We start from the raw sequence: 25,676 nt of genomic DNA, 5'->3' as shown, positions 1-25,676 counted from the left end.
TTTCCCAAACTTTTTGGCGCCGCTTCGCGGGTAGGGGAACGGAAATTTGATAATGGCATTGATTGTACGCTCCAACGGCCCCGCCGAAGGCGCGACAAAAAGTTTTGGAGAGTCCAGGGAACCTTTTTCAAAAGGTTCCCTGGTCCCGCCGAAGGCGACCGCCGGTAGGCCCGCCGGAGGCATCACAACAGGAGAGAGTAATGAAGATTTGTGTATTGCCCGGTGACGGGATCGGTCCGGAGATCGTGGCCCAGGCCCTGCGGGTTCTGGACAAGGTGGGCGACAAGTTCGGCCGTGGTTTCGAGACGACCGAGGCGTTGATCGGCGGTTGCGCCATCGACGCGGAAGGCGTGCCTCTGCCCGCCGATACCGTGGCCAAGTGCCGGAAGGCGGACGCCGTGCTGCTGGGCGCGGTGGGCGGTCCCCAGTGGGACACCATCGACCCGGCCATCCGCCCGGAAAAGGGGCTGCTCGGCATCCGCAAGGAGCTCGGGCTGTTCGCCAACCTGCGTCCGGCCCGGCTGTTCAAGGAACTGGCCGACGCCTGCTACCTGCGCCCGGACATCGTGGCCCGCGGCCTGGACGTCATGGTCGTGCGCGAGCTGACCGGCGGCATCTACTTCGGCGAGCCGCGCTATGACGGCGAGAAGGACGGCGAGCGTTTCGGCTTCAACACCATGGCCTATTTCGAGCACGAGATCCGGCGCATCGCCAAGGTGGCCTTCGAGGCCGCCCGCAAGCGCTCCGGCCGCGTCTGCTCCGTGGACAAGGCCAACGTGCTGGACGTGTCCCGCGTGTGGCGCGAAATCGTCATCGACGAGCACAAGAACTACCAGGACATCGAATTGTCCCACCTGTACGTGGACAACGCGGCCATGCAACTGGTCCGCGATCCGTCCCAGTTCGACGTGGTCGTCACCGGCAACCTGTTCGGCGACATCCTGTCCGACGAGGCCGCGGCCATCACCGGCTCCATCGGCATGCTGCCGTCGGCGAGCCTGGGCGCTGGCAACCCCGGCCTGTTCGAGCCCATCCATGGTTCGGCCCCGGACATCGCGGGCAAGGACCTGGCCAACCCCCTGGCGACCATCCTGTCCGTGTCCATGATGCTGCGCCACGCCTTCGACATGGGCGAGGAGGCCGACTGCATCGAGCGGGCCGTGGAAAAGACCCTGGAGCAGGGCTACCGGACCGGCGACATCGTCCAGGAAGGCGGCAAGGCCGTTGGCTGCACCGCCATGGCCGACGCCGTGCTGGCGAACATGTAGTTCGATCGAAAGAGTGCGAACAGGGGCCGTGTCGCTTGGCGACGCGGCCCTTTCTATTGCGTGTGGAAAGAGGGTCAGAGCGAGGGGGTGCTGAGCTTGCCCGCCTTTTTCGCCTGGTTCCCGGTCTCCAGATCGATGAAACCGAGCGCCATGCACACGCCGATGTAGTCCATCTTGAGGATATCCATTTTCTTCAGCGCCCGCTCGTGCTGTTCCCTGGTGATCTTGCCCTTGTTCAGCAGGTAGCGCCCGACCTTTTCGTTTTCGTCCGATTCGACCGCTTCCAGGTCGGCCACGGTGATGCCCCGAATGTCGCCCTGGGAGCTGCGCAGGGTGGCCAGGGTCTGTTCCTTGGAGACCAAGTCCCGCTCCAGGTCCCGCTTCTGGTCGCGCAGGGACTGATGCCTCGTTTCGAGCTCGTTCTGCCGGTTCTTGAGCTCGCTCATGGTCGCGTACCGGTATTTGGAGATCATCCGGAAGGCTATGAAGAAGAGGGCCAGAAACAGGCCGAAGAGCATGCTGAAGGTCATCTTGAATGCGCCCGCTGTTCCATGATGCCTATCTGTTCGTCGAGTTCGCCCACCTTGTTCTTGAGTTCGGCGATATGCTCCTCGAGGACCGAGTTCTTGGCTTCAAGGTGCACGGTCAGCCGCCGGACCTCGTTGCGCTTGCGCCGAATCATGTCCGAGCTGTTGTGATGGTGGATGACGATGACCCCCACGAGCACGAACCCGAACATGGTCAGGAGAAGATATACGGTACTGACTTCCAGCATTGGGGTGTCTGTGGGTTGTCGGGTTCGGGCGGGGCCTCGGGTCGCGAAAAAGGTACGTGGAAACAGGGCGGTTGGCAAGGAGACGCGGTTTTCTCCGGCCGGTCACCCGGTGGTGATTTGTCCTGTCTGCGAATGGTTCATGAGCCGCTCGATCTTTCGCCCTGCGGGCAGTTTCTTGACGGCCAGTTCCAGTTTCAGGGCCGCGCTCTTGCCGTCCACCTCAACGCTGGCCGCCAGGGCCACCGGTAGACGCGTCCGGGTGTACTTGGAGGCGGTCCCGGCGTTGTGCGCCCTGATCCGCCGGTCCAGGTCGTTGGTGATGCCGCAGTAGAGGCTGTTGTCCGCGCAGCGGAGCAGGTAGACGTACCATATTCGCATGGCGGCAGTGTACCCGTCGGACCGCGCGCGGTCAAAACAGTTGCCAATCCGCTTCACGCATTATATCTCTCATCCGCAAACGCAAAAGGTCCATTATTATATGTCGCGCATCACAGTACAGAGTCTTGAAAAATCCTACGGCGGCGAGCCGATCTTTTCCGACGTGGCCTTCGAGGTTTCGCCGGGCATGCGCCTGGCCCTGACCGGCCCCAACGGCTGCGGCAAGAGTACGCTGCTCAAGGTCCTGGCCGGGGAGGTCGAACCCGACGGCGGCCAGGTCACGGTGACCAAGGGAGCCCGCGTGGGCTACGTGGCCCAGGAGATGACCGGCGAGGTCCTGGAGCAGCAGCTCCTGGCCTGGGTCCTGTCCGCGCTGCCTTCCTGGAACGAGTTCTGGGAAGCGTGGGAAAAGGCCGTGCGCGAAGGGGACAACGCGCGCATCGAGCAACTGTCCCACCGCCAGGCGGAGTTCGAACAGCGTTACGGCTACAACCCGGACCACAAGGCACGGGCCATCCTGACCGGCCTGGGCTTTGCGGAAGGCGACCTGCTCAAGCGCATCGGCGAGCTGTCCGGCGGCTGGCGCGAGCGGGCCAAGCTCGGCAGGGTCCTGTTGCAGGGCGCTGACGTGCTTTTGCTCGACGAGCCCACCAACCACCTCGACCTGGAGGCCGTGGAGTGGCTGGAGGACTATCTGCTCAATTTTCGGGGCACCCTCGCCTTCGTGGTCCACGACCGCGTCTTTCTGAACCGCGTGGGCACCCATGTGCTTTTCCTGGGCGGGGCCAAGCCGCTGCTGCGCAAGGGCTCCTTTGACGAGTTCCTGGTCTGGGACGAGGAGAACCGGGAGCAGCGGCGCAAGGAAGCGGACAAGCTGTCGGCCAGGATCGACAACGAATACAAGTACATCAACAAGTTTAGGGTGAAGGCGCGCAAGGCGGCCCAGGCCCAGAGCAAGCTCAAGAAGGTGGAGAAGCTCGAACAGGAGCTCAACCAGATCAAGCAGGTCCAGGCCGCCCATCACCGGGGCCGGAGCCTGAACTTCCGCCTGCCCGAGCCCAAGCGGGGCGACAAGGTCCCGGTGTCCGTGGTGGACCTCGAATTTCATTACGAGGGTGGCCGTTCGGTCTGGCCCGCCCTCAACTTCCAGCTCTTCCGGGGCAAGAAGGTGGCCGTGGTCGCACCCAACGGCGCGGGCAAGTCGACCCTGCTCAAGCTCCTGGCCGGATCGCTGACGCCGTCCGCCGGGCACGTCAAGATCGGCCCGGGCACCGAGATGGGCTATTTCAGCCAGCACCAGCACGAGATCCTCAACCTGGACAACTCGGTCATCGGCGAGATCCGGCGGCTGTCCAGCCCGGGGCTGACCGAGGAGCAGGTCATGAGCGTGCTCGGCCTGTTCCTGCTTGGCGAGCCGTATTTCGAGCGCAAGGTCAAGGGGCTGTCCGGCGGCGAGAAGTCCCGTCTGCTCCTGGCCACCCTGTTCCTGGCCAAGGCCAACCTGCTCATCCTGGACGAGCCCACCAACCATCTGGACATCGAGACCCGCGAGGGGCTCATCCGGGCCCTCCAGGACTATGACGGCACGTTGCTCTTCGTGGCCCACGACCGTTATCTGCTCAACGAGGTGGCCGAGGAGGTCTGGTCCCTGGACGAAAACGGGCTGGCCCAGCACGTGGGCGGGTTCGAGGAGTTCCATGCCCGCCAGAAGCGCGAGGAGGCCTGCCGCAACAACCCGGCCGACTGCGATTCCGAGGACTCCCTGGAGAAGCGCAAGCTGACCAAGGAGGAGAAGCGCCGCCAAGCCGAGGAGCGCAACCGCCTTTACCGTGAGCTCAAGCCGCTCAAGAAGAAGTACGAGAAGCTTGAGGCGGACCTGGAAAAGGTTCTGGACGAGCAGGCCGGGCTGGAAGAGAAGATGAACGATCCCGCGACCTACGAGAAGCCCGAGCAGGCGCTGAAGCTCAACGCGGCCTACAAGGACGCCACCGAGTGGGCCGAGACCCTGATGGAGCAGATGGCCGAGCTGGAAGGGCGCATGGAGGCCATCACCGGCGAACCGGGGGCGGCATGACCAAGCCGGTCCTGGAGGTGGTGGCGGGCATCGTCTGGCAGGGCGGCCGGTACCTGGCCGTGCAGCGGCCCGAGGGTGGCCCCATGGCCGGATGGTGGGAATTCCCCGGCGGCAAGGTGGAGCCGGGCGAGTCGCGCGAGCGGGCCCTGGTCCGCGAGTTCCGCGAGGAACTGGACGTCACGCCCGAGGAATTCGCCTTTTGGCGCGACCTGCGTCACGAATACGACGAGTTTTCCGTTCATCTGCATTTCTATCATATCACAAAATATTCCGGTGAGTTGAAGAGTATGGAAGGCCAGAATATGGCCTGGACCGATCCCAAGGGGGCCATCGCTCTCGACTTCCTGCCCGCCGACATCGCCATCGTCGAAGCCCTCCATGGCTGATTCCGATGCCCGCCCCGCGTGGATTTACGCCATTTCGCCATTGAAGGTTGAGCCGAGAAGGAGTATGTAACTTCACTTGCCCGAATCGGGCTTTACCTGAAGTGATTGTTGAAGGAGTGAGCATTGCGTGTTTGTGATCTGATCGACGGGAAGTCCCCGTTCGTCTCCTTGGAGTTCTTTCCTCCCAAGGAACGGGAAGCCTGGCCCGCCTTTTTCGAGGTGGTCGACAAGCTCAAGGTTCTCGATCCCCTGTTCGCGTCCGTGACCTACGGCGCGGGCGGCGGCACCCAGGACAACACCCTGGAGATCGCCACCCGGATGAAACGGGACCACGGCCTCGAGCCCATCACCCACCTGACCAGCGTGGGCGCCTCGGCCGAGAAGCTGGACGGCTTTCTGGAAAGCCTGGTCAAGGCCGGCATCGACAACGTCCTGGCCCTGCGCGGCGACCCGCCCCGGGGCGTGGAGAATTTCGACTTCAGTTCCCAGGATTTCCGGCACGCCTCGGAACTGATCGAGTACATCTGCTCGCGGTATCCGGATCTGTGCGTGGGCGGCGCGGCCTATCCCGAGCCTCACTGCGAGTCCCCGTCCATCAAGTCCGACCTGGACATGGTCCACCTCAAGGTGCGCAAGGGCGCGAAGTTTCTGGTCACCCAGATGTTCTTCGACAACCGCATGTATTTCGACTACGTGGAGCGTCTCAAGCTGATGGGCGCGAACGTGCCGGTCATCCCGGGCGTCATGCCGCTTCTGAGCCTGAAGTCGGCCAAATTCATTCTCAGCCTGTGTGGCGCGGCCATTCCGGGCAAATTCCTGAGCGCACTCGAGAAGGCGCATGAGGAGGGCGGTGACGATGCCGTGTACGCACTGGGCATCGACTACGCCACCAAACAGGCCCAGGAACTCATCGACGGCGGCGCGCCGGGCGTGCATCTGTACACGCTCAACCGCGCCGAGGCGGTTCTTGAAATCGGAAAAAATCTCAATATATAGTCTTTGGGGGTAAGGAAAATGAGCAAGAATTTCGTTGTCGCGGTCTGCGGCGCCACGGGCGCCGTGGGCCAGGAGATGTTGAAGGTCCTGGAGCAGAGGGATTTCCCCTACAGCAAGGTCATTCCCCTGGCCTCGGCCCGCAGCGTGGGCAAGAAGGTCGAGTGCAAGGGCGAGGAACTGACCGTCCAGGAGCTGACCGAGGATTCCTTTGACGGCGTGGATATCGCCCTGTTCTCCGCGGGCGGCTCCATCAGCGAGAAGTTCGCTCCCATCGCGGCCAACGCCGGCTGCGTGGTGGTGGACAACTCCTCGGCCTGGCGCATGAACGATGAGTGCCCCCTGGTGGTTCCCGAAGTGAACCCCCAGGACCTGGACTGGCACAAGGGCATCATCGCCAACCCCAACTGTTCCACCATCCAGATGATGGTCGCGCTCAAGCCCATCCATGACGAGGCCAAGATCAAGCGCGTGGTCGTGTCCACCTACCAGGCGGTGTCCGGCACCGGGCACAAGGCCATCGAGGAGCTGGAGAACCAGGTGCGCCGCCTCATGTCCGGCCAGCCCGTGGTGGCCGACGTGTACCCGCACCAGATCGCCTTCAACTGCCTGCCGCACATCGACGTCTTCATGGACAACGGCTACACCAAGGAAGAGATGAAGATGGTCAACGAGACCATCAAGATCATGGGCGACCCGTCCATCAAGGTCACCGCCACCTGTGTGCGCGTGCCGGTCTTCTACGGCCACTCCGAGTCCGTGAACATCGAGACCGAACTCAAGCTGACCGCCGACGACGTCCGCGCCCTGCTGGCCAAGGCCCCGGGCGTGACCGTCGAGGACTACCCGGAAAAGCTTATCTATCCCATGGCCATCAACGCCTCGGGCGAGGACGACACCTACGTCGGCCGCATCCGCGAGGACGAGACCATCGAGAACGGCATCAACATGTGGGTCGTTTCCGACAACATCCGCAAGGGCGCGGCCCTGAACACCGTGCAGATCGCCGAGACCCTGATCGAGCGCGACCTGGTGCGTGTGCCCTAAGGAGTTTATCGTGGCCAAGGTAGCGGATTCCAAAACGTATCTGGAAGCCATGCTGGCCGTCGATCGGCCGGGCGCGGGCGAGATCCAGGCCTTCTACGAGCACCGTGTGGGCATGATCTGCACGGACCCCAAGCTCATGGTCATGCCCTGGGACGACCATCTGGTTCATCGCGGGGACGGCATCTTCGAGACCATGAAGTTCGTGGACCGGAAGCTCTACCAGCTCGAGCCGCACATGGCCCGCATGCAGCGGTCCTGCCAGGCCATCTACATGACCCCGCCGTGCTCCTGGGACGACATCCGGGGGCTGATCCTCGACGTGGCCCGGGCGGGCGGCCGGGACAGCGGCATGGTCCGTGTGCTCCTGGGGCGCGGCCCCGGCGGCTTCGGCATCTATCCGTCCGAGTGCCCGGAATCGAGCCTCTACGTGGTCTCCTACGACATGCACCCCAAGCCGGAATCGGTCTACGAAAAGGGCGTCACCGCCTTCAAGACCTCCATTCCGGCCAAGCAGTCGTACCTGGCGACCATCAAGTCCATCGACTACCTGCCCAACGTGCTCATGAAGCATGAGGCCGAGGAAAAGGGCTTTGACTTCCCGTTCTGTTTCGATCGCAACGGGTTCCTGGCCGAAGGGGCCACCGAAAACGTATGCATCGTGGACGAGAGCGGCAAGCTGGTCATCCCGGAGTTTACCAACGCCCTGGCCGGAACCACTCTCATGCGCGCCGTGGATCTGATCAAGAGCGAGGTGTCCATCGTCTTTCGAGGCATCAGCGAAGAGGAAATCCTCCTGGCCCGCGAGGTCATCATCGTCGGCACCACCGGCGACGCCATCCCCGTGGTCCGGTTCAACGGCAAGCCCATCCACGACGTCAAACCCGGCCCCGTGGCCGCCCGCATCCGTGAACTCCTCAAAAAGGACCTCCTGGACACCGGCATCCCCCTCTAGGTCGGGTCTCCAGTGCTATTCAAAAGGGGCCGCCCAAAGGGCGGCCCCTTTTTTTGCCTCCGGCGGTCGGGGGAAGGGGAGAGGGGAACCCTTTGAGAAAAGGGTTCCCCTCTCCCCTTCCCCCGAACCCCCCATCCCCGCTCCCTTCCTAAACTTTTTTATCACCGCTTCGCGGGGTAGGGCGCAAGATTCGTCTTTTACTCCCTCTCAAAAAAGGAGCGAATCGGGTGCGTAGCCACCCGACAGCGGCTCTCTTACCGCGCTCGCACAAGGCTTTCGAGAGTGGTGCAGCTGTGCATTTTCTTCCGGCCGGGGCAACCGCAGCGTAGCCTTCTACGTGAGGATTGCCCCGGACGGAAAAAATGTGCAGATGCGCCGCTATCGGAAGCCGCCTTCCGCAACCATTATCTTACTGAATGAATGGTTGATTAGAGGAGGTGGGAGTTGATGACCGCCTGGTCGAACTGCCGGATGGCCTCTTCTGCCAGGGTGTCGGTGCCCATGGTGCGCATGGCGTGGTCGTGGAGCATGCGGGTCACGTCCATGGGGCCGGGGATGGTCATGAAGGAGAAGGCCTCGGCCCAGGCCTCGCCGCGCAGGTAGGAAAGGGCCCAGCGCACGGTGTGCTCGTGGAAGAAATGCTGGTTGTTGATGACCAGGACCGCCTTGCAACGTCCGTCTTCGGCCCGTTCCTTGAACGAGACCTTGCGATGCTCGCAGGAGGTCAGCGGGTAGCCGACGTGATAGAATTCGGCACCGGCCTGCGCGGCCTGGACCCACAGGTCCCAGTCGCGATAGAAGGTGTTGTCCCGGAATCCGGTGGTCCATCCGAAGGCCTCGCGGGTGATGAGCACGCCGGGGCCGAGGAAGCCGCGCGCCTGGAGCAGGCCGTCGCGGTAGGGCGGCAGCTGAACCATGGACGGGCCCATGGAGCGGTTCGCGCCCGGCGCGAGCCGGATGTAGTCCGCGTACATGACGTCGGTGCCGGGGTGGTCCGCGAAGACCGCGTCGGCCGTGGTCAGGTACTTGGGGTCCAGCCGGTGGTCGGGGCGCAAAAACACGAGCCGGTCGCCGATGGCCTTGGCCGCGGCCAGGTTGCGTGCTCGGGAAGGGGTCACGTCGGGCTCGAAGGTCTCCAGCCGGACGGCGTCCAGGCCGGTGATGGCGCGCCAGAGGCTTTCGTCGGAAGGTGCGTGACCGCCGTTTCCCGCCACCACGATCTCGGCCCGGTCCAGCCCGTCGGACTGCCGGGAAATGGACTGCAGCAGCCGCGGCAGGCCCGGGTGGGTTTCCAGGTCGGAAACGATTATGGAAACGGTATGCTTGCGCATGGTCGCCCTTCCATGGGATTACGAGTTCCTGTCCGAGAAAGGCCGGTACGATCCGTGTACACAATTCACCTCACTCGCACCAAATATATCGGCCCATAAATGGGGAACTTTAGACCCGGGGAGCGAATTTTCGGAAAAAAGATATTGAACAGACGTCCAAGCGTCGGCTTGCGCGTGGGACTGGGTTGACGTATGTACTTAAATGCGTGAAACAATATGGGAACCGGTTTCGTCCTTTCCGGACTTTTGTAGCACCTCTTGAATCCGGCGGTACCTTGTGGCGATCTTCAAGTGTGAATCCTGCGGTTATGAGCGCGTTGTCCCGGACGGTCTGACAGGGAAAAAGGCCCGCTGTCCCGGTTGCGGCCGGGGCGTGACCATTGCGGCCCCGGAAGCGGCCGGGAACAAGACCGGGAACGAGGCCGAAGATGCGGCCGGGATCGTCCCGGACGATACTCCTCATGACCTGGACAAGGAGGAACCGGCCGGCGTGCCGGGCGATGCGGCCGTTGCGCCCGAGGGCGAGCCGCTTCCCGACGGGGGGGACGGCGAGCCGCTCAGGCCCATTGACCTGGACGGCGTCGAGCTCGACCTGAACCTGCAAGGACCCGAGGACGTTCTCTGCGCCGCCTGCGGCCATGTTCAGGATCCGGGCCACGGCGTCGCTTGCGCACAATGCGGCGCTACGCTTCGGGCCGTGGAGGAAATGCCCGAGGTCGACGAGAGCGAGATAGACGTCAGCGACCTGGCCGAGCCCCACGAACCGCAGGTCTGGGACGCCGACTACAAGGGCGGCGCGGACGGGACCAGCATCGAGGAGGACAGGGACCCGGACCGCTGGCGGCTGCTGCGCGGCGGCAAGACCTTGAACCTGTACGCGGGCATCGTGTCCGGCGTGCTGTCCCTCTTTTTCGTCTATTCCCTGTCCTTGCTGGCCGCATCCCAGGGGGGCATGCACCAGTATCTGCCGTTCATGCTCGGCGCGGCTTTGACCGGGGTCATCGTCGGGTCCATCTTCTTTTCCTTCCTGTCCCGCATCCCCTTTGCCCTGGTCGGGCCGGAGACGGTTCTGACCGCCGTGCTCTTCCTGTTCATGGGCAGCATGTACCGCTACATGGCCGAGACTTTCGCCCCGGAACTGATCCTGCCGACCCTCCTGGCGGGCCTCGCCCTGGCGGCGTTTCTGACCGGGCTGTGCCTGCTGGTCCTGGGCCAGTTCAAACTCGGCGAATACGTCCGCTACATTCCTTTGCAGATTATCGGCGGGGTCATCGGCGGCGTGGGCGTTTTCGTGCTCGTCGGGGCGTTCGCCTGGATGGGCGGGCTGAACCTCGACTGGAGCAACGTCTACAGCCTGGGGTTGTCCGTGGCGACCAACTTCAATCTCGACCAGGACCTCTACACCATGGGGCCGAGCGTGGTCTTCGGACTGATCCTGTTTTTCGCCATGTTCCGCAGCAAGAATTCCCTGTTCCTGCTGGCCCTGATCCTGGCGGCCGTGGGCGCGGGCAACGCGGCGGGCGTCTGGGCCACACCTCCCGCGATCCGCGACCTGGCCGAGCCCGTGGCCTTTCCAAAGGGCTCTCTGCTGGTCCACCTGGTGGAAGTGCTCAAGTCGCCCCTGCTGTTCAGCGACATCCAGTGGGCGGTGATCAAGTCCCACGGCCTGTATATCGGGGCCATGGTCGCCCTGGCCGTGCTCACGGTCATGTACCGGATCACGCGGCTGGAACTGATTCGGGGGCGCGAGAGCGACCTGAGCCGCGAATACAGCTCGCTCGGCGTGACCAACATGGTCTCCGGGCTGTGCTGCGGCATGCCGGTCTCCCTGTCCTTCGGCCGTAGCGCGGGCAGCTACGCCTCGGGCGGCAGGGGACCGCTGGCCGGTATCGTGGCCGGGTTGATCTGCGCGGTCGGGCTGTTCTACGCGGACTTCATCCTGCCCGTGATTCCCCGGTTCGTGCCCGAGGGGCTGCTCGTCTACGCCGGGCTGGACCTCATCCGCGACTGGCTGCTGCGCACCCGGTCGTCCTTCACCAGCCGCTCCGAGCTGTGGCTGCTCCGGCTGACCTTCGCGGCCACCATCCTTCTCGGCTTGCTCGAAGGCATCGGCTTCGGCGTGGCCCTGGCCCTGATGGTCACGGTCAGCCGGGCCGGACGAGGCGGGGCGGTCCGCAACGTGCTCTCCGGCTCCCAGCACACCAGCAACGTGGACCGGGCCTCGGCCCAGCGGCGCGTGCTCAAGGAATTCGGCGACCACATCCACATCATGCGCGTCCAGGGATTCCTCTTTCTGGGTTCCATGGAACTGCTCATCAGGGACATCCGCAGGCGGCTGGAGGATCCCGATCAGCTCTCCCTGGAATACCTGGTTCTGGATTTCCGGCTGACCCGGGGGTTCGCCTCAGCCTCGAGCCTCGGCTTCGCCAAGTTGTATAAGCTCGCCGTGCAGAACAGAATCCAGGTGGTCATCACCAGCGCCCCGCTGGAGCTGGAGTCGCACATGGCCTCCCTGGGCTACGCGGGCGACGAGGAGGGGCAGTTCAAGATATTCTTCGACCTGGACTACGCCCTGGAGTGGTGCGAGAACCGCGTGCTGGACGCGGAAGGCATGTTGGAAATCCGACAGAAGACCCTGCCCGAACTGCTCGTGCCGATCTTTCCGGAACCCAAATACATTCCGGCGCTGATGAAGGTCCTCAAGCGCGAGGCGGTCCAGGCGGGCGAGGCGGTCTTCCGCCAGGGCGACAACTCGGACGCCATGTACTTCGTGGAATCCGGCCGTCTGGACGTGGAGTTGGAATTGCCCGACGGACGGGTCATCCGGCTCAAGAAGGTCGGGCCGGGCGCGGTCTTCGGCGAGATGGGCATCTACACCCTGTCCCCGAGGTCGGCGACCATCCGGGCGGCGGAGAAGTGCGTCCTCTACCGCATGACCCTGCGCAAGCTCGATGCCATCGAGGCGCGAGCGCCCCGGCTGGTCACGGCCGTCAACCGGTTCCTGATCAATCTTCTGTCCGAACGGCTTGTCGACGCCAACGCCAGGGTCCGCGAACTGATGCTCTAGGCGCCCAGGCCGAGGTCATCCACCACGTATTGCCTGAGGGCGTCTTCCCAGGGGCGCGGGGTCAGTCCCGTGGTCCGGGTGAACTTGGACAGGTCGAGCACCGAATAGGGCGGCCGGGTGGCCTTGGTCGGGTAGGCCGTGGTGGGCACCGGCGAGACAGTGCACGCCTTGTCGGCCAGGGCCACGGCGGTGCTGGCCAGCCCGTGCCAGGAGGTGGCGCCCGAATTGGCCAGGTGGAACAGGCCCGTGGCGTCCTTTTCCAGCAATCTGAGGGTGTTTTCCGCGATGTCCGGGGCGTAGGACGGGGAGCCGGTCTGGTCGTCGACCACGGTCAGGTTCTCGTGTGCGTCGGCCAGTCCCAGGATTTTCTTCACGAAATTCGTCCGTCCGGGCCCGAAGAGCCAGGAGATGCGGATGATCAGGGTGCGCTTGTAGCCGAGCTTGAGCAGGCCGCGTTCGCCGTCCGCCTTGCTGATCCCGTAGACCGAGGAGGCGTCGGGTTCGTCGTATTCGGTGTAGGGCGTCCGCTTCCGGCCGTTGAACACGAAATCCGTGCTGTAGTGGACAAAGGGGATGGCCCGGCGCGCGGCCAGGGTGGCCAGCAGGGGCGGGACCGTGCCGTTCAGGGCGAAGGCCTTTTCCGGCTCGTCCTCGGCCAGGTCCACCTGGGTGTAGCCCGTGGCGTTGACCAGCAGGTCCGGATCGTTCTTGTCCAGCCATTGCTCCACTGACATCGGGTCCAGGACGTCGCAGTCCTGCCTGGACAGGGGGAAGGTCAAGGCCCCTGCGTTGTCGAAGGCACAGGCCAGGGCCTGGCCGAGCAGGCCGGTCCGGCCGCCGAGTACGGCTATGCGCGAGCCCTCTATACGCATCAGGCGCGCTCCCCGTACCAGGAGTCCATGAACGTCCGGTATTCGCCGCTCTGGACCTGTTCCAGCCAGGTGGTATTGGCCTCATACCAGGCGATGGTCTGAGCCAGCCCCTGGTCAAAGGGCAGGGTCGGGGCGAAGCCCAGCTCCTCCGCCGCCAGGGAGAAGTCCATGGCGTACCGCTTGTCGTGGCCTGGGCGGTCCGTGACATGGGTGATCAGGGACTCCGGCTTGCCCACGATGGACAGCAGGGTCCTGACCACGGAAATGTTGGTCTCCTCGGCATTGCCGCCGAAGTTGTACGCTTGGCCCTCGCGTCCCTTGGTCAGGGTCAGTTCCACGCCCCGGCAGTGGTCGTCCACGTAGATCCAGTCGCGCACGTTGAGCCCGTCGCCGTAGACCGGAAGCCCCTTGTCCGCCTTGGCGTTCAGGTACATGAGCGGAATGAGCTTTTCCGGGAACTGATACGGCCCGTAGTTGTTGGAGCAGCGGGTGATCAGCACCGGGAAGCGGTAGGTCTCGAAATAGGCCCGGGCCATGAGGTCCGCGCCCGCCTTGCTGGCCGAGTACGGGCTGTTGGGGGCCAGCGGCGTGGTCTCGGTGAATTTGCCGGACGGTCCGAGGGTGCCGTAGACCTCGTCCGTGGATACGTGGACGAACCGTCCCGTGCCGCACTGACGGGCGCACTCCATGAGGTTCTGGGCACCGGCCACGTTGGTGGCCACGAACGGCGACGGGTCGTTGATGGACCGGTCCACGTGGGACTCGGCCGCGAAGTTGACCACCGCGTCGATCCTTTTGCCGCCCAGCAGGTCCATGACCAACTCCCGGTTGCAGATGTCGCCCCGGACGAATTCGTAGCGCGGCTCGTTCTCCTCCAGGTCCAGGAGGTTCAGCCGGTTGCCCGCATAGGTCAGCTTGTCCAGGTTGAGGATGGACCAGTCCGGATGCGAGGCGAGCATGAGCCGGATGAAGTTGGTGCCGATGAAGCCGCAGCCGCCGGTGACGAGAAGTTTCATGGAATGTACGCGTTCTCTGGTGAAAGGGTTCGGAATTTGTTGGGCCGTCGAATCCTACCGCCGGGGCGGCGAAAACTCAAGCCGGGACGTCGTCCACGATGCCGTCTGTCTGGCGCAGGGCCTCGTAGAGCAGGATGCCCGTGGCCGTGGACAGGTTCAGGCTGCGCACCTCGCCCCAGATGGGGATGCGCACCTTGGGGTGCCCCTCCATGAGCTCCATGGGCAGGCCGCGCGTCTCCGGGCCCAGCACGATGGCGTCGTCGGGCATAAACGCGAAGCGGTGGTGGGACGCGCTCCCCTTGGTGGTGGCCATGACCAGGCGCGGCGGGGCCACGGTTTCCAGGAACTGGCCGAAGTTCGGGTGCACGGTCACGTTCACATGCGGCCAGTAGTCCAGTCCGGCGCGCTTGAGGTGCTTGTCGTCGATGGTAAACCCGAGCGGCTCGATGAGATGCAGCGGGGTCCTGGTGGCCGCGCACAGCCGGGCGATGTTGCCGGTGTTGGGCGGAATCTCCGGCTCGAAGAGGACGATGCGCATGGGCTAGACGTCCAGCCTGATGGTCGCCTTGCCCGGTGCGTACCCCTTGAGGGTGCGGATCATCTCGCGGATGGAGGCGGAGATGATGTCCTCGACGAACGGTTTCATGCCGACCGCCGCGCCGTCGATGTCCACCTGGATGGAGTTGTGCATGGCCAGGCAGGCCCGGGGAGTGGTCTTTCCGGCCACGATCTCCGAGGCCAGGGTGCGGCAGTCCGGGCGGCCGCAGGTCTCACAGTCCATGCCCGGCAGGAAGAAGCCCTTTTCGAGGACCAGATCGGCCAGAGACGGAAGGTCGTTGACGACCGGCACGCCGTCCACGGACGTCTCGCCCACGCTGGCGATGGCCAGTTCCGGGTGGAGCCAGTCGATGCCGTCGGACAGGTCGCCTCGCAGACAGAGGATGCGGGGCAAGAAGCCGAGTTCCTTGCCGCCCTCGACGATGAGCACGTCGTTGGTCAGCAGCGGCAGCAGGTCCGGCAGAAATTTGTGGGCGGTCCAGTGGATGAAGGTCTCCTTGGGGGCCAGCCCGGCCACGGTGTCGCACACGGCGGCGTAGTCCGTGGTGTCGGCGTCGCTCCAGTCGAAGCCGTGGTGGCTGAACTTGGCCGCGGACACGGTCAGTCCCCGTTCCTTGAAATGGCGGGCGAGCTCCACGCCCAGGGTGGTTTTGCCGGAATCTTTCGGTCCGATGATGGAGACAGCCTTCATGGGGTCCTCCGAACGGTTAGACGGTCCGCACCAGGCGGCCGTTTTCGAGGTAATGGATGTGGTCCGTGACCGCTTCGAGCCAGCCCATGTCGTGGCTGGCGATGACCAGGGCCGCGCCGTATTCGTCGCGGGCGGACAGGGCGGCCTGATGGATCAGCTCGGCGCTCTTGGCGTCCAGGCTGGCTGTGGGCTCGTCCATGAGCAAAAGCTTGGGCTTGAGCACCAGCCGGGCCGCCAGGGCCACGCGCTGGACCTCGCCGCCGGACAGCTCGTACCATTGCCGCTTGGCGAAGACGGCGGGATCGAGGCCGACGACCTCCAGGGCGCGGAAGACCTTGGCCGGGATGTCGTTCTTGCTGCGGATGCGCAGGCCGTAGGCCACGTTGGCGAAGACCGTGCGTTTGAGCAGGTAGGGCTCCTGGACCAGCAGGGTGACCTGCCGGTTCACGGCCGATTTGGCCGAGGCGGGACGGCCGAGAAAGCTGACGGTCCCCTTTGCCGGGGGCTCCAGGAAGGCGAGCAGGCGCAGCAGGGTGGACTTGCCCGAGCCGTTGGGTCCGGCCAGGCCGGTGATGGTCCCCTCCGCGAACTCCAGGTGCTCGATGTCGAGGACGGTCCGGTCCGAGTAGCGCTGCCGGATGTTGTCGAGGGCGATCAGCGGCGTGCTCATTGTACGGCCCGCTTCTTCAGGCCCGCGGCCCCGATGTTGACCAGCAGGGCCACCGTCAGGAGGACCATGCCGAGCGCGATGCCCACGGCGAATTCGCCCTTGCCGGTTTCCAGCGCGATGGCCGTGGTGATGGTCCGGGTGTGCCATTTGATGTTGCCGCCGACCATCATGGAGATGCCCACCTCGGAGACGATGCGCCCATAGGCGGCCATGGCCGCGAGCATGATGGAGTAGCGGGCCTCGAGGACCGTGGCCCACATCATCTGGCCGGGGTTGGCGCCCAGCGTTATCAGGGTCATGGGCAGCCGTTTGTCCAGACCCTCCACGGCGTTGGCGGTCATGGCCACGATGATCGGCAGGCCGAGCAGGGTCTGGCCGATGGCCATGCCCGGGATGGTGAAGAGCAGGCCGGTGCCGCCAAGCGGGCCGTTGCGGGTCAAAAAGGCGTAGACCACCAGCCCGATGACCACGGTGGGGAAGGAAAGCAGGGTGTCCACTATGGTGCGGACGACCTTCTTTCCGGGAAATTTCTTGTAGCCGAGCAGAAAGCCCAGGGGAACGCCGATGGCCATGCTGCAGATCATGGACAGGGTCGAGGCGTAGACCGTGGCCCAGATGGCCGAATAGGCCTCGGGGTCGCCCGAGAAGAGGAGCATGAAACCCTGGCTAAAGCCTTCAAGCAGATAATCCATGTGTCATCTCGCGAAAACGGGGGAGGGAGTTGCCGCCTCCCTCCCCCGTCGAGTCAACCGTGCGGTCTTATTGGGCGTTGGGGATGAACAGCTTCTTGCCGAGCAGCTTGAAGTCGCCGATGGCCTTCTGGGTGTCCGGGGAGGCCATCCAGTTGATGAACTTGGTGGCCAGGTCGTACTGGGCGTCCTTGCACTTGGCGGTGTTCACGGCCAGGGCGCTGTACTGGTTGAACAGGACCTTGTCGCCCTCTACCAGGACCACCAACGGCGGGTTGCCGCCCTTGGTGTCCGCGTACTTGATGTAGGTGCCGCGGTCGGTCATGGTGTAGCCGTTCTTTTCGTTGGCGATGTTGATGGTCGGGAGCATGCCCTGGCCGGTCTGGATGTACCAGGCGTCCTTCTCGGGCACGGCCATGCCGGCGGCCTTCCACAGGGAGAGCTCCTTCTTGTGCGTGCCGGAGTTGTCGCCACGGCTGGCGAACACGGCCTGCTTCTCGGCGATGGTCTTCAGGGCCTGGGCCACGTCCATGCCCTTGACGCCCGCCGGGTCGGAGGCCGGGCCGATGATGACGAAGTCGTTGTACATGAGTTCCTTGCGGTCAATGAGCACGCCTTTGTCCACGTAAGCCTTTTCGGCTGCCGGGGCATGGACCAGGACCACATCCACGTCGCAGTTCTCGGCCATTTTGAGGGCCTTGCCGGTGCCCACGGCCACGTATTTGATCTCGATGCCGGTGTCCTTCATGAATTTGGGCACGATCAATTCGTCCAGCAGGCCCGTGTTGGCGGTGCTGGTGGTGGTGGCCATCATCAGGGTCGGACCGGCCAGCGCGGGCAGGGCCATGACCATGGCGATAAGGCAGGACAGGGCGGCGATAAGCAAACGTTTCATTTTTACCTCCAGTGATGAACAGTTGTATCCGCAGACCTCAAACAGGATGAGGGCCTATTCCATGTCGTCCCGGTAGAATTCGCCGGATTTCTTGACGTCCATTTCCAGCAGCTCCGAGGCGCGTTTGGTGGCGTATTCCTCCACGTCCAGGTAGAAGTGCAGGAATCTCTCCATGACCTCCTTGCCGTAGGGCGAGAGGTTGAAGCGCTGGCCCTTGCCCTTGGTCTTCTCCACCAGGGGCCTGCCGATGCGCTCCTCGGCGTTCTTCAGTTTTCCCCATGCCCGCCTGTAGGACATGCCCAAGGCTTCCGACGCCTTGCGCAGGGACCCCAGTTTCTCCACCTGTTGCAGCAGCAGGGTGCTGCCGATGCCGATGTAGGTTTGATCCTCTTGTTCAAGCCAGACGCGCAGCCTCAGTATGGTTTCGGGGTTTCGCTCCATGGGGTACCTCAGAGTTCACTTGTCTAAAGAAACAGATGCGATGGATATTCTACCAAGTGAAGAAAATAGACGAATTTTTCGAATTACGTCAATGAAAACATAATAGGGCAGAGCTTGGCACCAAATCAGAGCGAAACGGTCTCGAATGTGTGCGAACGAAGGTCCACGAGCAGCATACGTCCGGCCAGGGTCGGCGCGCCGGTCAGGACGTTGACCACCTCCGAGGCCATGAGCGAGGCCACCAGGTTCACGGCCGGGGCCGGACAGCCGAGCTTCTCCTCGCCGCCGTTGTTCGTGCCCATGAGGTCGGCCGGGCCGAGTTGCCCAGGCATGACCACCGCGACGTACCCGCTCCAACCGGCCAAGGCCCCGGTCACCAGGGGGATGCCCGCCCGGGACGCGGCCCGTTGCAGGTGTCCGCGCATGTCCAGGCCGCCCAGGGCGTCCACGGCCAGCGCGCAGCTGTCGAGAAAACCGGGCAGGGCCTCGGTGGTGAGAAATTCGGAGCGCGTCTCCAGGGTGGTCGAGGGGTTGACCGCCTCGGCCCGCAGCCGGGCCGCGCGGGTCTTTTCCCGGCCCAGCCCGTCCAGGGTGGACAACGCCTGACGGTTCAGGTTCGAAGCCTCGAAAAGGTCGCCGTCCGCCGCGCGTACGCGGCCGATGCCCAGACGCAGGAACTGCTCCAGCAGGGAGCCGCCCAGGCCGCCGAGCCCCACCAGGGCGACGCTGGCCCTGAGCAGGCGGATCTGGTCCTCGCGGCTGACGGACCGGCGGTTGCGCAGGTAGCGGGCGGGCGTGACGTCCTGGTTGAGCGCCAGGGCCTCGATTTCGTGGCCCGGCAGGCCGTGCTTTTCGGCCAGTGCGGCCACATCCAGGACGTCCAGGACCGGCCCGGTGCCGCCCCAGGGCAGGGCGCGGGACTGCGCGAGACCTCGGATGGAGTCCTCAAGGGAGGCGCTCAAGCGGCTAGCCTCCGCCCACCGGGGGAAACAGCCCCACGCGGTCGCCGTCCCTGATCTCGCTGTCCAGGTCGGAGCGCAGGGCGTTGATGAACACGATGGTCACTTCCTCTTCCGGGATGCCGAGCCTGTTCACCAGGGAGCGGACGGTCTCGCCCGGCTCCACGGGGTAGTCGTCGCTGTTCTCCGGCAGGTGGTCCCGCAGGGTGGCGAAGCATTTGAGTTCAATTCCCATATGACGAACCTAGGAGGTTTGGGGTGCGGGGGTCAACCACAAAAAGGGGCCGGGGAAAAACCCCGGCCCTTGTCGTTGTTTCGATGCGAGGCCTAGGCCTTGGCGCCCTGGAGTTCTTCCACGGTGTAGTCCCAGGTGACGTTGTGGGGCGGCAGGGGATCGGTCTCGAAGAAGCGGGGCAGCTGGTCGTCGACCTTGGAGAATCCCGCGCGCTCGTTGAAGTCCTGTTCGTCCTGCATGGCACCCGCGCCCAGGGCGACCAGGTCGTCCACGGAGAAGTCGTTGCCGGTCCAGGACTGGACCAGGTCGGCCATGGTCTGGACGCCGTTGTCGGAATCCAGGACCGCGAAGGCCACGAACAGGCAGAAGCCCATGGAGTCGATGGCCGCGGTGGCCACCTGGAGGTTCTTGGACAGTTCGACGTTGCCTTCCTTCTTGTGACCGTCGACGGAACCGCCCACGCCCAGGACGTTGGCGGTGACGCCGTACCCGGCGGTGTGGTCCGCGCCCATGGCGGTGGTGGCGTAGGTCACGCCCACGCCCTTGACCGCGCGCGGGTCGTAGGCGGGCATGGACTGGCCCTTGACCGTGGGCAGGCGGTCCACGCCGAACGCGCCGCCGGCGAAGTCCACGCCGTTGCCGATGATCATGGCCAGGGGATCGCCGGAGCCGATCTTCTCAAGCAGTTCGATGGCGGCCTTGCCGTCACCCCAGGGGATGATGCCGCCGTCCATGGCCACGGCGACGGTGTTGCCGATCTCGATGGTGTCCATGCCCTTTTCGTCGCAGATGCGGTCGATCCGGGCGATGTCGTCAATGTCCTTGATCAGGGCGTTGGCGCCCAAGGCCCAGACGGTCTCGTACTCGAAGCCGGAGGTCACGTAGTTGCCGTCCGCGTCGTTGTACTGCTGGGAGCACTGGATGATGCAGCCGGTGTGGCAGCCCTCGGTGGTCTTGCCGCCGCGCTCCTTGATGACGTCGGCGATCTTCTCGCCGGAGATTTCGGCGGCGTGATCGCACTGGCCGTAGCGGAAGTTCTTGGTGGGCAGTGCGCCCGCTTCATTGATGATGTTGACCAACACGGAGGTGCCGAAGCCGGGCAGTCCCTGGGACGTGACCGGATGGCCCTTGAGGATGGAGACCCAGGTGGAGCGGGCTTCCTTGAAGGCGTCCGCGTTGGCGGCCGAGACCTTGATGTTGACCTCGGGGTCGAGGACGATGGCCTTGATCTTCTTGGAGCCCAGGACCGCGCCGGTGCCGCCGCGTCCGGCGGAACGGGCGGGCCGCTTGTACGGGTCGGTGAACTGGATGGTGGCGGTCTTGCGCAGGGTCTCGCCGGCCGGGCCGATCATGGCCGCGCAGAGCTTGTCGCCGTACTGGGCCAGGAGCTTGTCGTGGCCGGGGTAGGTGTCCAGGCCGGTGATGTCGGCGGCGTCGCGAAATTCGACCTTGTCCTCGGTGATGAACAGGGTGGAGAAGGGAGCGCCTTCCTCGGGCTTGTCCTCGAGGATGATCGCCTTGAGGCCCATTTTGGGCATCTTGTGGGCGAACAGGCCGCCGGAGTTCGACTCCTTGATGCCGCCGGTCAGCGGGGACTTGGTGCCCACGGACACACGGCCGGAGTTGGCGGCGGTGGAGCCGCCCATGAGGCCGGTGGCGATGACCAGCTTGTTCTCCCCGGACAGGGGATGGCAGGTGGCCGGGACTTCCTTGTTGATGACCCGGGAGGTCAGGGCCCGTCCGCCGAGCCCGGCGTAGGGGCCGTCGTCCTCAAAGGAATATTCCTTTGTCCTACAGTTGATTCTCAGGATTCTTGACATTGATTCACCCTCAGTCTTTGTTGATATGCGCGTTGCTCTTGACGCAAAGTCGATAAACGGACTAACTGTCTCCTCATACCTCCTTTTTAAAATTAATGTCAAAAAAAACAGTATATTGTGTTCACTTCGGCATAATGTTCCATTTCGGGGCAATACTATTGGAAGGCGACAATGGAATTGATCAGTAAGAACGACTGCATGGAAATTTCGATGGCGGCCGAGGCGGCATGGAGCTGGAATTACATTCTCCAGAAAGGATTCTTCCTGGACGGGATTTCCGGGACTTCGGTGCGCCGGTTTCTGCACGAGGCACTGGGGTTCGACGACGCTTTCATCGAGTCCACGGTCCGGACCATATTCCTGAACAACAGCCCGGTGGACGACCTGGACGACACCTATATCAAGGACGGGGACCGCATGGCCCTGGGCAGCGCCATGCCGGGCCTGGTGGGCATCGTCATGGGCCGGGACAATTTCTACAAGAGCTTTCGCAGCGGCATCGCGGTCAAGGACCATTCCCGCAGCGAGGCGGCCCCGGCCCGGTTGTCCATGAAGGTCTTCAGCACCCTGGCCGTGGAGAGCGGGCGTGGGCTGCTCGCCCGGGGCATCCTGGTGGACGCCGTCCTGCTGGCCGGGTTCCTGCGCGAAAAGAAGGTCCAACTCATCAAGGGGGACGGGTTGGATGCGGACGGATTCCTCGCCCGGCTCGAGGACCAGAGCGGTCCGGTATCCGTCCGGGTGACCTTCGCCTGACGGACCGGAACGGTGCCGGGCGGATGATCCTTCGGAGCGTGCTGGGCACGGCCGTGCAAATGGGCTATATTCCCGGTACGGCGTCGTATGCGTACAAGGAGGTTGAGCATGATCACCGTTATGGAACAGTCCACGACCCGGATGCTGGCGGTCCGCGCCTCGGACAGACTTTCCGACGACGACTATCGGAACGTCTGGATTCCGGCCCTGGTGACGATCATCCGGGAGCACGGCAAGGCCGACGCCCTGCTGTACATGGACGCGGGTTTCAAAGGCTGGGAACCCAAGGCGTTGTGGGACGACGCCAGGTTCGGCATGGCCCACCGCAAGGAGTTCCGCAAGCTGGCCGTGGTCGGCGGCCCGGCCTGGATCCGCTGGGGCGTCAAGCTCGGCGAACTGCTCATGGACTGTGAGGTCAAGCTCTACCCGGCGGAGAAGCTGGACCAGGCCTTGGATTGGATTTCGGCCTAGAGCAAGAAAACGGACGCTTTCACAAGCGTCCGTTTTTCTTGGGGCGTCCCTTGCTGGGTGAACACCGCCTTTTGGGTTGTTCACCAGGCTTACGCGAATCCTCCATTCACCCGCAGCACCTGAGCATGGACCCAGGTTCCGTCGGGACCGGCCAGGAAGGAGGCTGCGGCGGCGATTTCCTCCGGTGTGCCCAGTCGGGGTTCCAGCGGTGTCATGCCGCTGATTCTGGCGATCTGCTCCTCGGTTTTCCCCTCCATGAACAGGTCGGTGCCGATGGGGCCGGGGGCAATGGCGTTGACGGTGATGCCCCGGCCGCGCATCTCGTTGGCCAGCACGCGGACAAGGCCCTCGACTCCGGCCTTGGAAGCGATGTACGGGCCGTATCCCGGATACGCGTGGGCAATGACGCTGGAGGACAGGGCGATGATCCGTCCCCCTCGTTCAAGGTGCTTGGCCGCCAATCCCAGAACGATGAACGTCCCCCGGAGATTGACGTTGATGACCTTGTCGAAGTCGTCCACATCCGCCTCCTGGATGGGCACCATGGGCATGATCCCCGCGCTGTTCACGACAACGTCCACGCCGCCGAAAGTCTCCCTGGTCGTGTCGAACAACCGTTCCATATCCTCGACTTTACCTACATCGCCCTGGACGGCCAGGGCCTGACCTCCCAAGCCCTTGATGTCGGCGACCGTCCGGTCCGCCTGTTCCCTGTTGCCGATATAGTTCAGTGCCACGGCGAATCCGTCCCTTGCGAGACGAAGTGAAATCGCCTTTCCGATGCCTCGCGAACCACCGGTGACAATAGCCGTCCTGGTTGTTGTGTTCATGGCTTTCTCCTTTGTGGGGGGACCGGCTGATCCCTTATCCGCTGTTGGAAATTGGATGATTATTTTTCATTTTATTACAAGTTACTTTTAATATAAGTTGTAATTAAAAAATCGTCAACCCGGAGTTGCTTATCCGTGCACCCCTTGGACCGCGCCGTTTGACAAGCTGTGTTGGGTTAATTACATTTTTTTAAAATGTAATGAGGTCGATTTTTTTGTGTCCCGGCATCGACTCAAGACAGGGTGCCGTGCCGGGAAAAATACGAAAGGCGAACAAAGGCGTAAAATGCCGAAGACCGGATTGAGCTCAGAGGAGATGGTCGAGAGAACCATTGAAATCGCCCGGGAGACCATCCGCCGGGTCGGACTGGACAGGTTCCGGCTTGTGGATGTCGCCAAAGGGCTGGGGGTGACGCATGCGGCCTTGTACAACCACTTCCCGAACAAGGAGGCGATCCTCGACGCCATCTCGGAGCGCTGGCTGAATGAGATGGATGAGGCGATGGAGCGGGTGGCCCGGACCGTCGGCCCCGCCCGGTTGGCAATCCTCGAATGGTTCATGGCGTATCATCGCCAAAAGCGGAACAAGGTCATGCGCGATCCTGAACTGTACCGGTCGTTCAACATGGCGGTGGAGGCGGACAAGCCCTTCGTGCGCCGCCATCTGGAAAAAATGCACGATCAGTTGCTGTCGTTGTTGGAACGCGGAGCGGATTCCGGTGAACTGGACATAGCGTTGCCTGAAAGGGCCATGGAGGTCCTCTTCGAGGCCACCGTCTCGTTCCACCATCCGGCCCTGGTTTTGGAACACAAGGACGAGGACAGGGAGCTTCTGCTGCAAAGGGTGGTCTCGGCCGTCCTTGCGGGGCTTTCGGCAAGCCGGTAGGCTCCCTATGGCTCAAGGGCGGAGGCAGCCGATTGCGGCTGCTGAAAATAAAACCGGACGGCTACGCGGCCTGTCCGGCTCAGCGACGGGCGCGCCTACGTGGTCGTGAACATGATCGGCCGTGGTGCCATGCACGTGCCTCTGGACACCATCGACATCATCAAAAGGTAGCTACTCGTCTTTAGCCTTGGATTTTCCGAGGAAAGCTTTGCAGAAATCGGTTAACTGCTCCGTGGGCATTTTCCCTTCCTTAGGCTGGGGCATTTTATCGATGTTGCCGAAGTACCTCTCCGTGAGACCCTCGATTTTTGCCTTGCGTATATCTTCGTCCAAGGTAGCCAGGAATGGCTCAAGGGCCAGCATCTCTAAGGCGTATCGTTTGGCCCGACGTGCTTCGATCCGGTGCCCCCTGGATTCGATGGTCATGTAAGTCGCCGGAGCAGCAAGCATGAAGATCGCTGCAATACGACCTAGCACCTTCCCAATCGTTGGTTCTCCCCCAAGAGAGTGGATGACATATCCCGTGGCTGCGGCCGCTAGAATCCAAAGCCAACCGGCGAATTTGCGAAATAGGTCAGCGGCCTCTTTTTCTTCTTCTGCGGTCTTGGAAAATCCATCAGCCATCGTGGAACCTCCGATCATGTGCAGAAGCTTTTTAGCCTGTTCCTTCATAGATTCCATTTCATTGAGGATGGAGGGACCGTCTTTATCTAGGTACTGCCGTAGATTACTTTTGGCGTCTGATAGGGCTAGTTTGCTCTCGTCGGTAAAGGTGCTGATGGTCTCGGAGCCTTTCTTTTCGAATTCGGATACGGCTGTCAGGGCAGCCGTGTTACGTTCCTTTTCTGCAATCTGAAATTCTTCTGAGAATCCACCATTGAGCGCGATAATTTCTTTATGCTCGTCGTCTAAAGCTGTTTTCAGTTCCTCAATGGTTTCTTTCGTTTCGGTTTCAAATTCATCTAGGGATTCTTCGATAGAGTCTTTCTTCGAAGTTAGTTCCGTGAAATTTTTATCTAACGCGGCCTGCTCTTTATGAAAAGCGGAAACCAAGTCCATGGTATCTGAGCGTATTTGTTGAAGAGAAGACGCAATAGTTTTCGCAAACGCTTCTGGATCGGTTCCAGTGCTAATTGTTGGGATACGTCCTTGAATCAGCCGGGCGAACGCTGGGAGGAAGTTGTTTTGAATATTGTTTATGTGGGCTTGGTTTGAATTGGCAAAAAAATTATCAAGATTGTCTTTTATGTTATCTAATGCCCCCGAAATTTCGTTCGCGTCTTGTGGAAAGAGCAGTTCGGCAGGGCACTGGGAGATACGCGTTTTGGCGCACATCATAACCGCGTCGATACGCGTATATAACTCATGATGATCTACGAACGTTTCTTGATTTGGAAACTCGCCGTTTGTTTTTATAACGACTTCTATTTCTTCAATAATTTGTTTTTTAGCTTCATCACTCATTTCTGAACCTACCCATTTTTTTATGTATCATTGTGCATACTTAAAAATTATTGAAAGAGGAACTATGTTGAAGCGCAACTTCTAAAAAAAGGAAGGGGAAGTAAATGAAGGGGATTCTTTTGATCGCCGTTGAGCGCGGGCGGCAAGGCACAGCA

General features: G+C 62.7%; 27 protein-coding genes. 10 read left to right on the top strand and 17 right to left on the bottom strand.

Translation table 11 applies throughout. The annotated features are described in order from the left end of the window. Positions 1-200: 200 nt before the first annotated feature. Positions 201-1,268: a 3-isopropylmalate dehydrogenase gene (gene leuB / locus BerOc1_RS01235; protein ID WP_071543909.1), complete on the top strand. Its 1,068-nt coding sequence runs from the start codon at positions 201-203 to the stop codon at positions 1,266-1,268. Positions 1,269-1,342: 74 nt separating this feature from the next. Here the strand turns inward: leuB and BerOc1_RS01230 are convergent, their stop codons facing one another. From BerOc1_RS01230 to BerOc1_RS01220, 3 genes are all read right to left on the bottom strand, one after another. Then, positions 1,343-1,798 (bottom strand): hypothetical protein, encoded by a 456-nt coding sequence (locus BerOc1_RS01230; protein WP_071543908.1) that lies wholly within the window; start codon positions 1,796-1,798, stop codon positions 1,343-1,345. Beyond that, positions 1,795-2,043: a hypothetical protein gene (locus BerOc1_RS01225; RefSeq protein WP_071543907.1), complete on the bottom strand. Its 249-nt coding sequence runs from the start codon at positions 2,041-2,043 to the stop codon at positions 1,795-1,797. Before BerOc1_RS01225 ends, BerOc1_RS01230 begins: the two co-directional genes overlap by 4 nt. A 102-nt stretch (positions 2,044-2,145) precedes the next feature. Further along, complete coding sequence (locus tag BerOc1_RS01220) at positions 2,146-2,421, bottom strand: GIY-YIG nuclease family protein (RefSeq protein ID WP_071544485.1); 276 nt, start codon at positions 2,419-2,421, stop codon at positions 2,146-2,148. 100 nt (positions 2,422-2,521) lie between these two features. Here BerOc1_RS01220 and BerOc1_RS01215 point away from each other — a divergent pair, with 100 nt between their 5' ends. From BerOc1_RS01215 to BerOc1_RS01195, 5 genes are all read left to right on the top strand, one after another. Then, on the top strand, positions 2,522-4,495 hold the full coding sequence (locus BerOc1_RS01215; protein WP_071543906.1) for an ABC-F family ATP-binding cassette domain-containing protein: 1,974 nt from the start codon (positions 2,522-2,524) through the stop codon (positions 4,493-4,495). Further along, positions 4,492-4,881 (top strand): (deoxy)nucleoside triphosphate pyrophosphohydrolase, encoded by a 390-nt coding sequence (locus BerOc1_RS01210; RefSeq protein ID WP_071543905.1) that lies wholly within the window; start codon positions 4,492-4,494, stop codon positions 4,879-4,881. Before BerOc1_RS01215 ends, BerOc1_RS01210 begins: the two co-directional genes overlap by 4 nt. 123 nt (positions 4,882-5,004) lie before the next feature. Continuing rightward, positions 5,005-5,877 carry a methylenetetrahydrofolate reductase gene (locus BerOc1_RS01205; protein ID WP_071543904.1) on the top strand — a complete coding sequence of 291 codons (873 nt, stop codon included), beginning with the start codon at positions 5,005-5,007 and terminating at the stop codon, positions 5,875-5,877. Positions 5,878-5,895: 18 nt separating this feature from the next. Continuing rightward, positions 5,896-6,921, top strand: coding sequence for an aspartate-semialdehyde dehydrogenase (locus BerOc1_RS01200; RefSeq protein ID WP_071543903.1), 1,026 nt, complete (start codon positions 5,896-5,898; stop codon positions 6,919-6,921). 10 nt (positions 6,922-6,931) lie between these two features. Further along, complete coding sequence (locus BerOc1_RS01195; protein ID WP_071543902.1) at positions 6,932-7,873, top strand: aminotransferase class IV; 942 nt, start codon at positions 6,932-6,934, stop codon at positions 7,871-7,873. Between the two features lie 428 nt (positions 7,874-8,301). On the opposite strand, the gene BerOc1_RS01190 is transcribed toward BerOc1_RS01195, so the two are convergent. Beyond that, complete coding sequence (locus BerOc1_RS01190) at positions 8,302-9,204, bottom strand: glycosyltransferase family 2 protein (RefSeq protein ID WP_071543901.1); 903 nt, start codon at positions 9,202-9,204, stop codon at positions 8,302-8,304. A gap of 277 nt (positions 9,205-9,481) precedes the next feature. On the opposite strand from BerOc1_RS01190, the gene BerOc1_RS01185 reads away from it, so the two are divergent. Then, positions 9,482-12,271 carry a SulP family inorganic anion transporter gene (locus BerOc1_RS01185; protein WP_071543900.1) on the top strand — a complete coding sequence of 930 codons (2,790 nt, stop codon included), beginning with the start codon at positions 9,482-9,484 and terminating at the stop codon, positions 12,269-12,271. Here BerOc1_RS01185 and rfbD read toward each other — a convergent pair. The 11 genes from rfbD to BerOc1_RS01130 form a co-directional block, all read right to left on the bottom strand. Next, complete coding sequence (gene rfbD, locus BerOc1_RS01180) at positions 12,268-13,143, bottom strand: dTDP-4-dehydrorhamnose reductase (protein WP_071543899.1); 876 nt, start codon at positions 13,141-13,143, stop codon at positions 12,268-12,270. The two genes, BerOc1_RS01185 and rfbD, sit on opposite strands and share 4 nt — an antisense overlap. Then, positions 13,143-14,159 carry a dTDP-glucose 4,6-dehydratase gene (rfbB, locus tag BerOc1_RS01175; RefSeq protein ID WP_071543898.1) on the bottom strand — a complete coding sequence of 339 codons (1,017 nt, stop codon included), beginning with the start codon at positions 14,157-14,159 and terminating at the stop codon, positions 13,143-13,145. Before rfbB ends, rfbD begins: the two co-directional genes overlap by 1 nt. A 76-nt stretch (positions 14,160-14,235) precedes the next feature. Continuing rightward, a complete protein-coding gene (locus BerOc1_RS01170) occupies positions 14,236-14,697 on the bottom strand; it encodes a tRNA (cytidine(34)-2'-O)-methyltransferase (RefSeq protein ID WP_071543897.1) in 462 nt (153 codons plus the stop codon). Between the two features lie 3 nt (positions 14,698-14,700). Further along, positions 14,701-15,408, bottom strand: a complete 708-nt coding sequence (locus tag BerOc1_RS01165; RefSeq protein ID WP_071543896.1) for a molybdopterin-guanine dinucleotide biosynthesis protein MobB — start codon at positions 15,406-15,408, stop codon at positions 14,701-14,703. Positions 15,409-15,424: 16 nt separating this feature from the next. Continuing rightward, positions 15,425-16,078 carry an energy-coupling factor ABC transporter ATP-binding protein gene (locus tag BerOc1_RS01160; protein WP_071543895.1) on the bottom strand — a complete coding sequence of 218 codons (654 nt, stop codon included), beginning with the start codon at positions 16,076-16,078 and terminating at the stop codon, positions 15,425-15,427. Beyond that, entirely contained in the window at positions 16,075-16,770 is a 696-nt protein-coding gene (locus BerOc1_RS01155) for an ABC transporter permease (protein WP_071543894.1), read from the bottom strand. Before BerOc1_RS01155 ends, BerOc1_RS01160 begins: the two co-directional genes overlap by 4 nt. A 67-nt stretch (positions 16,771-16,837) precedes the next feature. Beyond that, positions 16,838-17,662 (bottom strand): ABC transporter substrate-binding protein, encoded by an 825-nt coding sequence (locus BerOc1_RS01150; protein WP_071543893.1) that lies wholly within the window; start codon positions 17,660-17,662, stop codon positions 16,838-16,840. Between the two features lie 54 nt (positions 17,663-17,716). After that, on the bottom strand, positions 17,717-18,103 hold the full coding sequence (locus BerOc1_RS01145) for a winged helix-turn-helix domain-containing protein (protein ID WP_071543892.1): 387 nt from the start codon (positions 18,101-18,103) through the stop codon (positions 17,717-17,719). 125 nt (positions 18,104-18,228) lie between these two features. Continuing rightward, complete coding sequence (locus BerOc1_RS01140) at positions 18,229-19,065, bottom strand: HesA/MoeB/ThiF family protein (RefSeq protein WP_071543891.1); 837 nt, start codon at positions 19,063-19,065, stop codon at positions 18,229-18,231. Between the two features lie 4 nt (positions 19,066-19,069). Next, the gene (locus BerOc1_RS01135) at positions 19,070-19,297 is read right to left on the bottom strand and encodes a MoaD/ThiS family protein (protein ID WP_071543890.1); all 228 of its coding nucleotides are present in this window, start codon (positions 19,295-19,297) and stop codon (positions 19,070-19,072) included. Positions 19,298-19,389: 92 nt separating this feature from the next. Next, positions 19,390-21,117, bottom strand: coding sequence for an aldehyde ferredoxin oxidoreductase family protein (locus BerOc1_RS01130; protein WP_071543889.1), 1,728 nt, complete (start codon positions 21,115-21,117; stop codon positions 19,390-19,392). Positions 21,118-21,288: 171 nt separating this feature from the next. Here BerOc1_RS01130 and BerOc1_RS01125 point away from each other — a divergent pair, with 171 nt between their 5' ends. Together BerOc1_RS01125 and BerOc1_RS01120 are read left to right on the top strand one after the other, a co-directional pair. After that, complete coding sequence (locus BerOc1_RS01125; RefSeq protein ID WP_071543888.1) at positions 21,289-21,870, top strand: hypothetical protein; 582 nt, start codon at positions 21,289-21,291, stop codon at positions 21,868-21,870. A 108-nt stretch (positions 21,871-21,978) separates the two neighbouring features. Next, complete coding sequence (locus tag BerOc1_RS01120; RefSeq protein ID WP_071543887.1) at positions 21,979-22,341, top strand: SpoIIAA family protein; 363 nt, start codon at positions 21,979-21,981, stop codon at positions 22,339-22,341. Between the two features lie 89 nt (positions 22,342-22,430). On the opposite strand, the gene BerOc1_RS01115 is transcribed toward BerOc1_RS01120, so the two are convergent. Continuing rightward, entirely contained in the window at positions 22,431-23,171 is a 741-nt protein-coding gene (locus tag BerOc1_RS01115; protein WP_071543886.1) for an SDR family oxidoreductase, read from the bottom strand. A gap of 286 nt (positions 23,172-23,457) precedes the next feature. Here BerOc1_RS01115 and BerOc1_RS01110 point away from each other — a divergent pair, with 286 nt between their 5' ends. Beyond that, entirely contained in the window at positions 23,458-24,057 is a 600-nt protein-coding gene (locus BerOc1_RS01110) for a TetR/AcrR family transcriptional regulator (protein WP_071543885.1), read from the top strand. A gap of 171 nt (positions 24,058-24,228) precedes the next feature. Here BerOc1_RS01110 and BerOc1_RS01105 read toward each other — a convergent pair whose 3' ends face one another. Further along, a complete protein-coding gene (locus tag BerOc1_RS01105) occupies positions 24,229-25,521 on the bottom strand; it encodes a hypothetical protein (protein ID WP_071543884.1) in 1,293 nt (430 codons plus the stop codon). Positions 25,522-25,676 lie beyond the last annotated feature (155 nt).

The organism is Pseudodesulfovibrio hydrargyri (assembly GCF_001874525.1).
Taxonomy (GTDB): domain Bacteria; phylum Desulfobacterota; class Desulfovibrionia; order Desulfovibrionales; family Desulfovibrionaceae; genus Pseudodesulfovibrio; species Pseudodesulfovibrio hydrargyri.
This window is presented reverse-complemented; position numbering and strand designations above follow the sequence as displayed.